Genomic DNA, 15,592 nt, shown 5'->3' on the forward strand with positions numbered 1-15,592 from the left:
CGCAAATTTACCATTTAACTTGAAAATTTTCGGGTTGGGTGGCCGTCACGGGGTTGTTTTGTTCAAAATAATCGGTAATTAGTTCGGTCATATCCAGATTCACTTCTTTGACTACTTTGGCGGTGCCAAACATGTCATATTCACCGCCACCATTACCACGATATTGGTTCATCGCTACTTGCAAGGTTTGCTCTGCCGTTACCGTTTCGCCATGGTACTTAAGCTTGGTTACCCTGGAACCAACCGGTTGGCGCAAATCAAATTCATAATCAATGCCACTATAAAAATCGTAATTATAATACTGCACTTTCGGTTTCACAAACGCCGCTGCCACCACTACTTGGCCCGCTTGAACCTCAAAAAAACTAGCACACCGTTCCAGAGCCGCTTTCAAATCCGCTCCGGTAATCCGTTCCACGACTAACGTATTGGGATAACCATAACTGTTTAAGACTTGGCGGATGGTAACTTCCGCTTCATAGCCTCGGACTTCGTTGTTAAACAACGCCGTAGCTGCAATGTCGACCCCCGTGGCTGCCATTTCAACTTGATTAATAAACTGTAAATATGGATGCCCATGTAACCTAGCCTGCATTGGATCAACAATCGCCATTGCCGTCCCATTAACTTGTCCTAGTGGTTGATCCAACCACGTCTGAACCTTTTGTTCTAGCTTGGCGGTCATTTGCGTTAACGTCGAATCCGGTATCATTTCTTCAGTCGCTAGTAACGTGGCAGTTGAGCCTTGCACTTCATTATTCTTCTCCAGCTGAAGTTCAATACAGCCGACAAATCGGCCCCGTTCTCCTGGCTGGGTAACTGGCAAGCCGTTGTAAACTGCGGCGATTTGACGGTGTTGATGACCGGTAATCAATGCATCGATTCCAGGCACTTGGGTCAAAATCCGGTAGCCTTCATCTTCAGCCGTGATTTTTTCACTGGGTAGCCCCGTTTTTAGATCACTCTCCAGCCCGCCATGGTAGGCCACCACGACCACATCTGCCATTTCACGTAATCGCGGCACCCACAGTTTGGCAGTTTCCAGTGCTGACTTAAAATTTAATCCGGTTAGATGGTTAGCCTGTTCCCAAACGGGAATATAGGCAGTTGTTAGCCCTAAAATGGCAACCTTAATGCCCTTTTGTTTCACAATCGTGTAAGGGGCGTCCACAATTTGTTGTTGCCGTCCACCAGCAATGTTGGCACCTAGCAGCGGATAGTTACGATAGTGTTCAGCCGCTCTTAAATAATCCAGGCCGTAGTTAAACTCATGATTACCTAATACACCCGCGTCATAGCCGATGTTACTAGTAATTTGGCTAAAGATGCCTTGCTGTTTGGCCGTGGTTTGTTTAGCCACATAACTAGTTAACGGTGAGCCTTGAATCCAATCACCATTTTCCACGGCAATCACGATTTCATCTGCGGCGGCTGCTTGCTTTTGTTGCTTAATCAAAGTGGCGGCCTTTAACATCCCGTAATCAGCAATGTTATTAGGCGTGCTGTAATCCGTGGGATAAACGTAACCATGGACATCACTAGTCGATAAAATTTTAACTTTCATTATTAAACCAACTTCTTTCGCAACCGGCCAGACAAACTGTCAATGGCCAGTACCATAATAATAATCCCTAACAAAATGATGCCGACCCGGGGCCAGTTTCGCGTTTGAATGGCAAACAACATGGGGGTCCCGATTCCGCCGGCGCCTACCATCCCTAAAATGGTAGCTGACCGCACGGCGATTTCAAACCGGTAAAGGGTGTAGGAAATAAATTCTGGCATGATCGTGGGTAACGTCGCCAGCATAAACACCTGACTAGCATTGCCCCCCACACTAACAATCGCTTCTTCAGCCCCACCATCCATATTTTCGATAGCCTCACTAAATAGCTTCCCTAACATCCCCACGGAGTGCACACTAACTGCTAGCACCCCGGCGTAAGAACCCGGGCCCACCGCTTTGATGAACATAATTGCCAATACAATTTCTGGGAAGGTACGAATCAAAGTGAGCACTAACTTGCCGCTGCCAGAACGGAGATACCATTTTTCAGTTTTGCTTCGGGCCGCCCAAAAGGCAAAGGGCACGCTAATCACTGCTGAAATAATGGTTCCTAAAAAGGCAATCGCCAGGGTTTGACCAATTAACGAAACCAAATCTTCCCCACTACCGTTGTAAACGTAGGCCCAATCCGGATGAAAAATACCGTGCAAAATAGATTTGGACACCGGGCCTGCCGAATCCTGAATTCCACTTAATTTTAGCCCCTTTAACGCCCAACCATAAATCACTAAGATAATAAACGCCCAAAGTAACCAACCGTAGCGGTCATAGTAGTTTTTTTCTATTTTTAGTTCTGGTGATTTTGTCATTAAATTAACCGCTCCCTTAGATAATTACTAATTCCGTTAATCACGATAACGACTGCCAACGTCATCAAAATAATAACCGCCGTTTGGCTGTAATTAAATTCATTGAGTGACCGTTGCAGATAAACCCCAATCCCGCCAGCTCCTAAATAACCTAACACCGTTGAAGCCCGCACGTTAATCTCTAATGTGTATAAAAAGTAACTGATAAATTGGTTCATTACTTGGGGCACCACCGCGAAATGAATGATTTGTAATTTCCGCGCGCCTACTGATTCCAACGCTTCAATGGGGCCTTCATCAATCGTTTCGATTACTTCGTAAAACAATTTAGAAACCATCCCAAACGAGAAAATTGCTAAGGTCACTACCCCAGCGGTGGAACCAATGCCAAAGATGGCCACAAAGATCGCCGCTAACAGTAAGTCTGGTAAGGTCCGAACTAAATCCAAGAAGAAACGAATTAGTCCGTGCGCCCAGGAGTTTTTAACGATATTACTAGCTGCCAAGAAGGAAAAGGGGATGGCAAACAACGTCCCAATCGTGGTCCCCATTACCGCCATTTGGATTGTTTCTAAAATCGGCTGCCAAATAATGGCGATGTAACTCCAATCTGGATGTGACATTCGAACTAATAAATCAGTAAATTGATCTAAGTTAGTAAAGAACATGGCAACGTCCACGCCCGCCACCTTGGCAGATAAAATTACTAACCCAATAATGACGACCGTTACACTAACCGTTTTGACGTGATACTTTTGCCCCCAGGATTGGTGGGGGAGTTTTTTCATGACTTCCATGGAGGTCCTCCTAAATCGGTTGATAAATGGCGCTTAAGGCGTCTTCAGTTACCTGGTCAATCGGCTGATCGTAAACTAATTGCCCCCCGCGCATCCCAATAATGCGGTCCGCATACTGTAAAGCTAACGGAACCGAATGCAAGTTCACCACCACGGTAATGCCGTCTTCTTCGTTCAATCTTTTCAAGTCGTTCATTACTGCTTGAGTGGTCAACGGATCCAGGGAAGCAATTGGTTCGTCGGCCAAAATAATTTTGGGATCTTGCATCAAAGTTCGGGCAATCGCTACCCGTTGTTGTTGGCCCCCGGACAATTCATCAGCCCGCATATAAATTTTTTCGAGTAAGTTTACCCGGTCTAACGCCACAGCGGCCTGTTGTTTATCGGCTTTACTATACAAGTTCAAGATACTCTTCCAAGTGGGATAGTAGCTAATTTTACCGGACAAAACGTTGTGTTCCACGCTAGTTCGTTTCACCAAGTTAAAGTTTTGAAATATCATGCCAATCTTGCGGCGAAGTTCTCGCAATGACCGTCCTTTAAGGTTTGTTACTTCCACTCCATCAACTAACACCTTGCCAGAACTAGGATTATGCATTTTATTGATGGTTCGCATCAAGGTACTTTTGCCAGCCCCCGACAATCCGACTACCACCAAAAATTCGCCCGGCTTCACCGTCAAATTAATATCTTTTAAGCCCACCGTGCCGTTATCGTAAATTTTATTGACGTCTTTAAATTCAATAATTGGTTTTGCATCCATTTCCCTTTTCCTCCAAAAAAATGGCTGGAAATAATCTCCATTCGGAATATTTCAGCAGCCATTTTCAGTATTAATTTTACAATCACAGTTTTGGGGTTTTATTTATCTAACTTAGTAGCTTCTTTATCGTATTTACGAATGATATCGAAGTTGCTGTCCTTAGAGTCGACGTAACCTTCATGACTGTAAACGCTCGAGATGATTTGGTGCCCTTTTTTGGTTTTGGCAATGTCTTTAAACGCTTTGGAGATCTTCTTTTGCCACTTAGAGCTCATATCACCACGAACCGTAATGGTATCGTTAGGAATTTTGCCCGTGGTATAAATTGGCACTACCTTTTTCATGACGTCTGGTTCATCGCCCTGTACTAATAACCGGGCTCCTTGGAAAACAAAGGCTGCATCGGTGTTTTTGTTATAAACCGACAGAACCCCTTGATCGTGACCCTTCACTTGAACGGTCTTAATTCCGTCTTTGTTAATATTAACCCCGTGGTTTAGCATTTCTACGGCTGGATAAATCCAACCGGCAGTTGAGGTAGTATCCTGGGTTGCAATTGTTTTGCCCTTTAAATCTTGAATATCTTTAATGCCACTATCCTTCCGGACCAAAATTTGAGAACGATAGTAATCAACTAATTTGCCGGTTGATTGATCGTTAGGTTCCTTAACCCCGTAACGTTGAGCTTGTAATAAAACCTTGGCATTGTATTGTTTATGTGCCAAAACATAAGCATCAGGTGGGAGATAACCAACATCGACTTTTTTAGACCCCATAGCTTCTACGATCGTGTTGTAATCCGTAGAAACAGCTACCTTAACGGGAATCCCCAGTTCCTTTTTCAGTAGGCCTTCTAATGGTTTGGCCTTAGCTTCGATGGTACCAGCATTGGACGAAGGCACGAATTCAACGGTTAACTTCTTAGGAGTATAATCCCCCTTTTTGGCACTAGACTTGCCACAACCCGTCAAGCCGACAGATAGTAATAGCAAGGAAATAATAGCGACTCCATATTTGGCACGGTGATTAAATCTCATCAAGTGGTCCCTCCAATAGTGTATTTGATTCACATCCCATCCTAACCCCAATAAACGAACTTAGTCAATTTATTTTTCGATTCAAGTTCGTGTTTTACCGTTTTAAAGGCTTATATACCGTTTAAATTTATTTTTTTGCGTAAAATAACGAACTTTACTTAAAAACAAGCACTAAAAAAGCCTCAGGTCTACAAGAGACAAGAGGCTAGTATTTGGTCCGTTTAATTTACAGTGGTTTCTTAATTTTGCCACTGGTATTTAAACCTTCAACTTCCTAGCCTCACGGGACTAATTTAAAGTTACGATATTCAATTGATTAGTTAATTTAACCTAACACGAAATTTAATTTTTGGGTAGTGTTTTTTCTGATAACCCGATTAATAATTTCGAATCGCTAACCACCACAATCCCATGATAACGGGCATGGTGCGGTAGGTTTGCGATTGAAGTTTCTGGTTAATAAAGTCAGTTGGCTTATTTACTTTCAGCAGCAAATGCATCATTGACTGCTGCTTGTTCCGCTTCAATTAACGCCACTCGCCCAACAATGATTCGTTCATCCATCGTGATTTCACGGGTTAATCCTGGAGTGTTGAGTTTAGGGATAAAGAAGTCCTTAAACTCTTGTAACCGCGTTGGCGTCTTGAAGATATTGGCAATTGAAGTAATAAAACCAGTAAATTCCATGTCACCACCAACCGTCTTTTGCATCCAACCCCAATCGTTGCGGATCCAATCCCAAGCTGCCTGTTGACCAGCATCATTAGCTAAGACCGCTGGGAACCAAGCCCGTAAATCCTGTGGCTTGATGATCGTTGGTTTTTCAAAATCTTCAATCAACTTAGCCACTTGTTTAGCATCTGGAGTTTCAGCTAAGGCTACTTGTAAATCCGCCTTAAAGCTGGCATCACTAGACTTGCGGTACAAGTCCATTAGATGATCAAATAATTTCATACTGTTGTAATGCTTAATTTCATTGCTGATCGTTAAAGCCCGAATTTCTGCCGGCAAATTAATCAAGTCAGCTTGATGTTCATTAAATAATTCATGGACTTGGGCAATCATTGCTTTATCCTGCGCATACAAGGCGGCGCTTATAACCGCGGGTCTGATTACTAAATCTTCAGGCGTATCGCTATCGCGTTTAGTCAACCCTAACCGTTCCACTTGTCCCTTGCTTAATTGACCTAAGAAGGCTTGTAAATGTTGTTCTTCAGCAGAATCTGGTGTTACAAATTTCTTGAGGTCGGTAGTAATTCGGTAAAGAGCGGTAATGACAATTGCCGAATGACTGGCTGCAAATTGTTGTAGTAATGGGATGACTTTTGCAAAACTGATTTGTTGACCTTCCGCTAATAACCGTAAATCTTGTAAGAACTGTAATTGGGTGATGGCATCAAAGTCAGCCATTTCACTCAATAAGTCGTTCAACAAGGTTTCATCATACTTCACAATGAAATGGGAATTATTGCCGACGTTTAATCTAAACGCCTGCCCGGCTTGTTGCCGCAATTCCTGATAGTCACCCAACTTAATTTCTTTGCCGGCCATAATGGTTGGCACCACATCATAATTACCGTTCAACGGAATTTGCCAGATACGTCCCTGGTCTTTGCCATCTCCGATAAAGAACTGTTGTTGACTTAACGTTAATTGACCGTCAACCACGGAGGCAGATACTACTGGGTAACCAGGTTGTTCTAACCAGGAATTCATAATCATTCCCACGTTTTGACCGGAAGCTTCTTCTAGCGCTGCCCATAGATCAGCACCGGTAGCATTACCGTAGTGGTGGGCTGCAAAATAGTTCTTTAAGCCAGAACGTAAGGCTTCATCACCAATTAAGGAACGGACCATTACCAGCATCCGCGAACCCTTAGCGTAAACGATGGCACTGTCAAACAGCGCCGCAATTTCAGCGGGATCTTCAACCGCCACGTGAACGGGTTGAACGTCATCAATAGCATCCCGTTGCAAAGCCCGTGGTACTTCTAAAGTTTGGAAAGTTTCCCAAATATGCCAATCTGGTTCTAAGGCATCTACTGCCACGTATTCCATCATGTTGGCAAAACTTTCGTTCAACCACAGATCATCCCACCACTTCATGGTTACCAAATCCCCGAACCATTGGTGAGCTAGTTCGTGGGTGATAGTAGTTGCCACGTGTTGTTTGGTAGCCATGGAAGCATTGGCTGGGTCAAATAATAGGTAAGATTCACGGTAGGTGACCAAACCCCAGTTTTCCATTGCTCCGGCGGAGAAGTCTGGTAAGGCTAACTGCCAAGAATGGGGTAATGGGTATGGAGTTTCGTAGTATTCTTCGTAAAAATCAATTGAGCGTTTAGCGATGTCTAACGGAAAATCGAGCTCATTAATATCATGGGCTTTGGTGGAGTAGACACCGATTTTAACTCCACTTTTGGTAGTAGTTTGTTTGCTTTGAAGATCACCGAAGGCAAACGCGATTAAATAAGTCGACATCCGTTTAGTGGTGTCAAAGTAGTGAACGCCATTTTCTTCACGCACTTCCGGCATGTTAGCCAAAATGGTTTCACCAGGTTTTTCATCAAATTTAATTGCCAAGTCAAAAGTAGCTTTGGCTTCTGGCTCGTCAACGCTAGGAAAGGCTTGTCGAGCTGCCGTAGTTTCGAACTGGGTCCCAATAATTTCTTGGCGTTTGCCATCTAGTTCATAGTATGAAGGATAAATCCCCATCATCGTGTCAGTTAAGGGTGCTTCATAGGCAATCATCACGGTTACCTTCCCCGCCCTTGGCAAATTAATGCGCACTAATTCCGCTTCATCATCGGTTTCAAACGTTACTTCTTGGTTATCCACCATGACGGATTCAATCGTTAAGTATTTTTGGTGCACCGCAATGGTTGGGTCCACCGCGTTCCCAGTAATCGTTGAAGTCCCAGCGATTTTTTTCTTAGCCCGGTTAATATCGATATTTAAGTCATAATGCTCTGGTTGAAATGTTTCGTATAAATGCCCGTTTTGTGTCATGACAACCTCCTAAATAATTTAGTATTCATCTTATAGCGTTTTCAATTCAAGAACAAGGGTTTAGCTACTTTTAAATTCTATGGTGTGGAAGTAAACCGTTTTGTTACTACCTATTTTCATTAATCATTTTCAGTATATCGAACCACCTGGAGTTCGTTATTTTTAAAGGTCGCCATGAAAACATCTTTAACATTGGTAACCCCGTGTTGAGCCAAAACTTGGGTAAGCCATTTCTCGTCTTTACCCATAATTTCCAAGACATCGTTATCAATTTGACCATCAACGATTACCGGATAACGAATACTGCCATCCCCCTGTCTGAGGACGGTGAGACTGCCATTTTGTTCGATAATAGCTCGTTTGACCTCGCTAATGTTATAAACCCCAGCGGTTCTTAGCTTAAAATCGACTTCTTTAGCGGATAAATTAACCTTCAAACAGTTATCTACCAAAATCCGTCCGTTTTTAATAATCGTGACCGGCTCACCATCAATCAACTTTCCCACCCAGTGGACATGGGTCTTAACGTAACGGGTAACTAAAATTAACAGGGACCAGATGAGCAAAACCACCACAAATTGGGTCAGCGTAATTGCCGGATTATAAAGCACCCCACCGATAATGCCACCCAAGACGTAGTTTTGCATTTGGTCCAGAGCCGAAGTGGGAGCCAGATTGCCCTTACCGGTAAAATTAATTAAAAAGGTGATAAATAAAAAACCGACAATTAGCTTAAGAATAATGTCTGAATAGGTGAACATAATTAATCCTCCTGAATTTTAATCTCGGGATGAGATAGTTGAATTTTTTCTAATACAAACTGAGTGCCATCCTCGCTAAACAAAAGACGAAAATAGCCCTTAGGAGTTTTAACTAATAAGTTAGTAGTGTTATTAAGTTGAGTGGCATTAATCAATACCCGTTGGGGCTTCACCTTTAGTTTGGTCGCCACCTGTTGCACTATCTGCGTAACCTGACCGGTTTGTTTAATGGAATTACGCAAATTCGTATAATCATTAGCCTGAATCCCCACAATCAGCAAACACAGGACCCCCACAATAATGGTTAAGTCTTTATATTTAACGTCCCACCGATTTTTTAGGTACCTAATCCCAAAGGCAATGAATAAAATCACCAAAATAATAATCACGCCGATATGAACATATTGCCAATTATTTTGATTGTTTTGGAGGTATTGATAAGTGTAAAAATCCATTCTAGATTACTCCTTTAATAAGTTAAAAACATTTTAGCACACACATTATTTAAGGAATTGTCAGCTCAGTTCCTTAACTTGGCGCCGTATTTTTAGAGGGAAAATAAATTTTAAATTAAAAAGGAGGGGGGCAAAAGTCATGAAATGACCTTATAACCACACTCCTCTTTTATTATTACTTGTGCTTATAACATCTTTTGAAATTGTGATAGGCCATTAACCATTGTTATGTAAGGGTTTCGATTACGCTTTAATTATAAACATATTTCAGTCACATTTTGCCCACATTTATTTGTTATCATCACCATAAATTAATAAAGCAATCCCTAACCACTTTCGAAATGGAGGTACTCCTCATGAAAAAATGGCTCCGAATTGTGTTTTTTTTAAGTTTTTTGGTCATTGCGGCACCGTTTCCGCTAGTAATTATTCAAGCTCAGGAACGTGGCCCAACTATCAAAAATGCGACTGTTGAAAAGATAAGTGACTCAAAATCAGATCAAGCAAAGTTATCAATAATCTTAGACCTTGATGCAGACGAAGAGGTCAATTTAGAGTTGGCTGATAATGAACAAGCTAATTTTGATGACGAGTCAGAAATAAAGATTGATGAAAAACAAATTAAGGCTGACCTTGATAAGGATAACCAAGAACGACTAATGGTGGAAAATATAACTTCAAAAGCTCAAACCGTAACATTAGAAGTTCCTCTAGCAATCAATTATCAAACTACTGCCGACAAATTAAAGCTCCAACTATTATTGAATCATGATCAGGAAAAATACGACATTCCTGAATTTAACTTGAGTAACAATAATCAAGAATCAAAAATTGCAGATCCAAATTCTAGTTCTGTGTTTGAAGAACAGTCCTCAAACACTTCTACTTCAAAAGAAGTTACTAAAGAAGAACCTACCAACACCAACAAAAAGGTGGCAAGTAAGGCATCTCAAAAACAAGTAACTGCCAGACAAGTTAAGAAACAAGCGGAAAGTAGCTCTACCAAAGCAGAAGCTACAGAGGAAGCAGATGATGAAGATGGTGAGGAGCAGAAGACTATAAAGCCACAAGCAATCACACCTTCTGAAACAGTAAAAGTTCCTGATGATAAACTGGATGTTTATCGAACTCAAGTTTCTGCTGATAGTTGGTCAAGCAAATTGAGTATTGATACAAAAAATATCCCAGGATCTGTTATTTACGGCGACAAAACAAATTTAGACGGTGGCTATTGGAATGATGCATCTTATGAAAATGACTACTATAAGTCATATAAAACATATGTTAAAGATCCTAGTAATCCTAACGATACCATGCAGTCTAAAGCCTATGCTGTAAAGCTTCCGACGAATCAAAGTAATGCATCATTCTACGTTAAATACGATAACGTTGGTGTTTACTACGAAGATAATGCTGAAGAAACGCTAGCTCAGCAAATGGGAGCTATCATAAAAATCTCCAATATTAAATATAGTAGTAAGCAACCTACCGGAACTTCAAATAAATATATCGATTTTTCTAATAACTTTTATTCCGGATTAGTTTACAACAATATTGAAAGTTTCGATATCGATATTACTTTTACTACTGCCGATGGCACAAAAGCACTATCTGTAAGTCCTGGCACAGACAGTAATAAATCATTTATTACCTTTGGATCTCTTAATGGAAATTCCAATGGTAATGAATGGGCTGGTACTAACACTGTAGATGAAAATGGCAATTACATTGAAGGAATTCTTTCAGATGAATCTTTAGTTAAAAAAGGGCATGATAGCAATGGTAAATATAATGGCTGGTACGAAGGTATCGGTGAGGGAGTTTGGGAAAAAGGGCATGACTACTCAGGCGCAAATCAATGGGGTGACTTTTTAGGTTCTACTGACTATGAACAAGGAGCCGTATCCTTCCCTATTTCTGGTGTAACCCATAAATTCAAACTCCGTAGTGATTATGGTTTTACTTGGCAATCCATTTCTAGTGGCTCTATAAGGCCATTGAAACCAGAAAAACCAATTAAAACTGTTCACCGAACTGAAAACATTGGTATAGATAATAATAATTTGGATAAAGTAACAATTGATAGAAATGATGAAAACATGAATAGTTTTTACTACACCATTTATCAAAAAACTTACAATATTCCAGATAAATCAATCGCTAAGCCTAACAAAATCATTTTTACTGACACCTTGCCAGAAGGGATGAGCGTTACAAGTTCAAATATCAGGCTCTACAATACCGATGGTAATCTCGTAACTGCTACCAAAGGGAATATCAATATTGTAGGTCAATCTATAACTTACTCTCTTTCTAACAAAGAAATTGAAGCTTTAGAGTTTAATGGTGGCCACTTCGCCATTCAGATGAAAGTTACGTTCTCAGAAAAATTTATTGGTACATTTACTAATAAGGCTAACGTTAAATTTGATTCTGGAGTTGATTATACTTGGGACAATGATACTAACGAGGTAGTTACTAAATTTGTTATTGATACAGACAATCTCACATTAGTTAAGAAAGGTGAAAATCCCTGGAATCCTGGTCAGTATAACCTTCTTCCAGGCGCCACCTTTAACCTTAAGGAAGAAGGCGCAACTGGAGATGGTACTGAATATACTACTGGCGCAGACGGCACAATTAGTTTAATCGACTTGGACCGCTCTAAGAAGTACATTTTAACTGAAAATACTATGAATGGTTACGATCCACTAGTTCCCGCTATAACTATTTCATACGATAAAGAAAATAAGAAGTGGACAATTTCTGATAATCCAAAGGCAACTATTTCAGATAAAACTATTACGGTTAATAACACCATTACTCGCGGTAGTTACAACTTCCAAAAAATTGATAGCGCATCCAAAAACGGATTAAATGGAGCCAAGTTTGTAGTTAAACACGGTAACGACTATTTAACCTTTGATGCTAACGGTAAAATGACCGGTACAGTAGCAAGCCAAGATAAAGCTACAGTATTGGAAAGTAAATCTGTTGGTAATACGGATGGACTCATTAGTATCAGTGGCTTACCGTATAACACTTATGAATTAATCGAGGTTGAAGCTCCAAACGGTTATTCATTAGATTCAAATCCAACTATATTCATAGTTAACAAAGATTCAGGAGGTGATGCTCAGATCAAGAAAATCGAAAACACTCATTACAGCTTACCTGTTACGGGGGGATCCGGAATTATCTGGATTGTCATTATTGGATTAATCTCTATCTCACTGTCTCTCGCCATTCGGCGCACTCACTCAAGAGGAGGATAAGACCATGAAATTCAAAAAAATACTACGGACGTTAGCAGTCACCGCCCTGATGTTTGTCGGTGGATCTGCAATTAACGCAAGCGCAGAGGTTAAAAGTACTCCAGCACCAGATGAAAACGTAAATATCCAGTTGCACAAGATGTTTAACACCGACTCAAGTAAAACTATTACCAATACTGGTAGCGAGTTAACTGGTGAAGCTTTAAACGGGATGACACCATACGATGCTACTAAAAACGGTAATGTTGAATTTACAATCTTCAAAGTTGGTAAAGGTTTATTAGATCCAGATAACATGACAGAAGCGGAATATGCTACAGCTCGTGATGCTTTAATTTCTCAAATCAAAAAAGGAGCAACCACCCCTTCAGAGATTATAGACAATCAAAATGATTTCATTGAGACTAATACTGCAAATAACAACTTAACTAACTCAAAAGCTCTAACATTACAAGATAGTTCAGGGATTCTTGAATTTAATAACATCACCAACAATGGAACTTACTTGATTTTAGAAACTAAGGCAGCTAACTTAACAGATATCACTTCAATCTCTGCCCCATTAATTTTTAACTTACCAATCACTGGTGTGAGCGGTACTGCTCACCTATATGCTAAGAACCTGTTCCCTAAAGACACCACAACTCAATTAACTAAAAAAGGAATTGACCCATTAGCTCCAACCAACATTACAAACTTATTAGAGCTTGAAAATGTTGAGTTTACTATTACAAATAGCAGTGGTTACAATAAAAAAGTAACTACAGATGCCAATGGTAATATCACTTTTGGTAACTTGGCTCCAGGCGAATACACCATAACAGAAACTTCCATTTCATCTATTCCTTGGTACCAACAAATGAAAGCTGAAAATCCAATTTCTATGAATTTTACTGTAGCTGAAGATGGTACCATTACTACTAGTCAAAAAAATAACGATTACTTCATTATTACTAAAGATAAAAGTGGAAACGTTACTGGTATCGAGGTTAAAAACTACCTAATTACAGGTGGCGCTGACTTTATCAAAGTGGATGCAGATGAAAATACTAAATTACTAGAAGGTGCTAAATTTATCGTTAAGAAAGAAAGTTTTGACGAAAGTGGAAACCCAACCACAGAATACGCTAAATTTAATAACTCTTACGAATTTACTGGCTGGGGAACTATAGATGAAGCCAAAGCATCTACACAATTAGTATCAAAAGATGATGGAACATTCGGCTTTACTGGTATTCCTTACGTTTATGACAAACGCAACGATGCTGAAGGAAAAGTAACTAAGTATTCCTTAGTTGAAACCCAAGCACCATCAGGCTATGCAAAATTAGCTGCTAACGACTCACAACTTAACTTTGAAATGGGTTCCAAAGACCAACTCATTAAAAACAAACGCTACTCACTTCCTATCACCGGTGGCATGGGTATCTGGCTCTTCGTTATCGCTGGTTTAGCATTAATGGGTGGTTCAGGTTACCTTTACTACAAGAAGCAACGCAACGTATAATTCAATAGATTAATAACGAGGCTTCGGCTTCGTTCTACATATCCGAGAGGAGGAACTAACCATGCGCAAATGGCTCGCAATCCTATTATTCATTCTTGGCCTGGGGCTACTTAGTTTCCCCATGGTTAGCAACTACTATACCTCTCTTCGCCAACAAGGCACCCTTAATGAATATAAAACTAGTCTACAATACGCAAGTAAAAAGAAACTTAAAGAAGCACAACAAAGCCTTCTCAAGCAGCAAACTTACCAACAGCAGACCGTTAACGATCCTTTCGGCGATCATTCTAGCACCGCTTACGGGACAGATCCCCTCGCCTTTATTTCCATTCCAGCAATTGACGTGGAACTACCGGTTTTCCCAGGGACTAGTGATAAGACCCTAAATCGTTACGCTGGCTTAGTTCAAGGCACCGACGTTCCCATAGGTAAGAAAAACCAACACAGTTTAATTACCGCTCACCGGGGATTGCCAGGAGCCCAGTTATTTACTGACTTACCCCGTCTAGAAGTCGGCGATAAGTTTTACCTCAAAAACGCTTATGGGTTGATGACTTATGAAGTTGATAATATCAAGACCATCAAGCCAACCACTGCTAACCCGGTTCAGCGAGATCCTCAGACTAACCAAGTGACTCTGATGACCTGTACCCCTTACATGATCAACACCCATCGGCTCTTAGTTACTGGGCACCGCATTCCTAACGAATCCAAGTCGATTCCTAAGGCCCATTTTGTTTGGGACTGGTACAAGATTTTGATGGTGGCATTAGGGGTTGCAGTAGTCGCTTACCTCATCTACCGATTAATCCGTTACTTCCGGAACCGTAAAGGAGGTGATTCAGATGAAATCTAGACATTCCAAACATCCAGCTTCTTGGCTGTTAATCCTTACCTTTCTGATTGGGATCATTATTTTAACCGTGGCTCTCACTGAATCACCAGCCATCAAGCACCTGGGTAAAAAAGAATACGATGACATAACAGCTGATAAAATCGCTAAAGCAGCTAAAGTGGAACGCCAAAATCGTAGTCAAAGCGATGATTTTAACTACGCTAAAACTGGGCAACTAAATCCTGTCGCCGTCGCTAATTATCAAGCTCAAGATGTCATTAAAAGCTTCAGTTCTAATAAAGATACTAGTGGCTATAAAGGTGGAAGCTCTAATTATTATCCAGCCGGCCGCCTCATGATTCCCGCCGTGGGCTTGTATTTACCAATTGGCATCGGGGTTAGTAACGCCGTTTTAGTACGCGGGGCCGGAACTTTAAAACCCGACCAAAAAATGGGAGAAGGCAACTACGCCCTAGCTGGTCATTATATGACCAACACCCGCATTTTATTTTCCCCGATCAAACGCGTCCAAAAGGGCAACCGCATTATCATTACTGACATGAAAAAGGTCTACACCTACCAAGCCATTAGCAATCAAATTGTCGATAAAGACGACGTGGAAGTCTTAGATGATCAACCAGGACGTAAGTTAATCACCCTTATCACTTGCGCCTCTTGGCGTTGGAACGAACCAGACCGGATTGTAGTCCAAGGAAAATTGCAATCGGTTCAGTCATACAAATAAAAACACCAGCGATGATCTTTTTAGCTAGATCA

At 40.9% G+C, this 15,592-nt stretch carries 12 protein-coding genes; 4 read left to right on the top strand and 8 right to left on the bottom strand.

All coding sequences use genetic code 11. The features are described 5' to 3' along the window. Nucleotides 1–7 precede the first annotated feature (7 nt). The 8 genes from FC56_RS00770 to FC56_RS00805 all read right to left on the bottom strand — a co-directional run bounded on the left by FC56_RS00770 (nucleotide 8) and on the right by FC56_RS00805 (nucleotide 9,198). On the bottom strand, nucleotides 8–1,564 hold the full coding sequence (locus tag FC56_RS00770) for a bifunctional metallophosphatase/5'-nucleotidase (protein ID WP_056977348.1): 1,557 nt from the start codon (nucleotides 1,562–1,564) through the stop codon (nucleotides 8–10). A 2-nt stretch (nucleotides 1,565–1,566) separates the two neighbouring features. Next, complete coding sequence (phnE, locus tag FC56_RS00775; protein WP_056977351.1) at nucleotides 1,567–2,376, bottom strand: phosphonate ABC transporter, permease protein PhnE; 810 nt, start codon at nucleotides 2,374–2,376, stop codon at nucleotides 1,567–1,569. Next, nucleotides 2,376–3,164 (bottom strand): phosphonate ABC transporter, permease protein PhnE, encoded by a 789-nt coding sequence (gene phnE / locus FC56_RS00780; protein WP_056977902.1) that lies wholly within the window; start codon nucleotides 3,162–3,164, stop codon nucleotides 2,376–2,378. Before phnE (FC56_RS00780) ends, phnE (FC56_RS00775) begins: the two co-directional genes overlap by 1 nt. Before the next feature lie 19 nt (nucleotides 3,165–3,183). Next, the gene (phnC, locus tag FC56_RS00785) at nucleotides 3,184–3,936 is read right to left on the bottom strand and encodes a phosphonate ABC transporter ATP-binding protein (RefSeq protein WP_056977353.1); all 753 of its coding nucleotides are present in this window, start codon (nucleotides 3,934–3,936) and stop codon (nucleotides 3,184–3,186) included. Nucleotides 3,937–4,034: 98 nt separating this feature from the next. Beyond that, on the bottom strand, nucleotides 4,035–4,973 hold the full coding sequence (locus FC56_RS00790; protein WP_056977355.1) for a phosphate/phosphite/phosphonate ABC transporter substrate-binding protein: 939 nt from the start codon (nucleotides 4,971–4,973) through the stop codon (nucleotides 4,035–4,037). A gap of 474 nt (nucleotides 4,974–5,447) precedes the next feature. Next, nucleotides 5,448–7,982, bottom strand: a complete 2,535-nt coding sequence (locus FC56_RS00795) for a M1 family metallopeptidase (protein ID WP_056977357.1) — start codon at nucleotides 7,980–7,982, stop codon at nucleotides 5,448–5,450. A 119-nt stretch (nucleotides 7,983–8,101) separates the two neighbouring features. Then, nucleotides 8,102–8,743: a DUF421 domain-containing protein gene (locus FC56_RS00800; RefSeq protein ID WP_056977358.1), complete on the bottom strand. Its 642-nt coding sequence runs from the start codon at nucleotides 8,741–8,743 to the stop codon at nucleotides 8,102–8,104. Nucleotides 8,744–8,745: 2 nt separating this feature from the next. Next, nucleotides 8,746–9,198, bottom strand: a complete 453-nt coding sequence (locus FC56_RS00805) for a DUF3290 domain-containing protein (RefSeq protein ID WP_056977360.1) — start codon at nucleotides 9,196–9,198, stop codon at nucleotides 8,746–8,748. Between the two features lie 356 nt (nucleotides 9,199–9,554). Between FC56_RS00805 and FC56_RS00810 the strand changes: the two genes are divergently transcribed. The 4 genes from FC56_RS00810 to FC56_RS00825 all read left to right on the top strand — a co-directional run bounded on the left by FC56_RS00810 (nucleotide 9,555) and on the right by FC56_RS00825 (nucleotide 15,560). Beyond that, a complete protein-coding gene (locus tag FC56_RS00810; RefSeq protein ID WP_056977362.1) occupies nucleotides 9,555–12,473 on the top strand; it encodes an MSCRAMM family protein in 2,919 nt (972 codons plus the stop codon). A gap of 4 nt (nucleotides 12,474–12,477) precedes the next feature. After that, on the top strand, nucleotides 12,478–13,980 hold the full coding sequence (locus FC56_RS00815) for a SpaA isopeptide-forming pilin-related protein (RefSeq protein WP_056977364.1): 1,503 nt from the start codon (nucleotides 12,478–12,480) through the stop codon (nucleotides 13,978–13,980). Nucleotides 13,981–14,041: 61 nt separating this feature from the next. Then, nucleotides 14,042–14,836, top strand: coding sequence for a class C sortase (locus FC56_RS00820; protein ID WP_056977366.1), 795 nt, complete (start codon nucleotides 14,042–14,044; stop codon nucleotides 14,834–14,836). Beyond that, a complete protein-coding gene (locus FC56_RS00825) occupies nucleotides 14,826–15,560 on the top strand; it encodes a class A sortase (RefSeq protein WP_056977368.1) in 735 nt (244 codons plus the stop codon). Before FC56_RS00820 ends, FC56_RS00825 begins: the two co-directional genes overlap by 11 nt. Nucleotides 15,561–15,592 lie beyond the last annotated feature (32 nt).

The organism is Lentilactobacillus senioris DSM 24302 = JCM 17472, assembly GCF_001436555.1.
Lineage (GTDB): Bacteria > Bacillota > Bacilli > Lactobacillales > Lactobacillaceae > Lentilactobacillus > Lentilactobacillus senioris.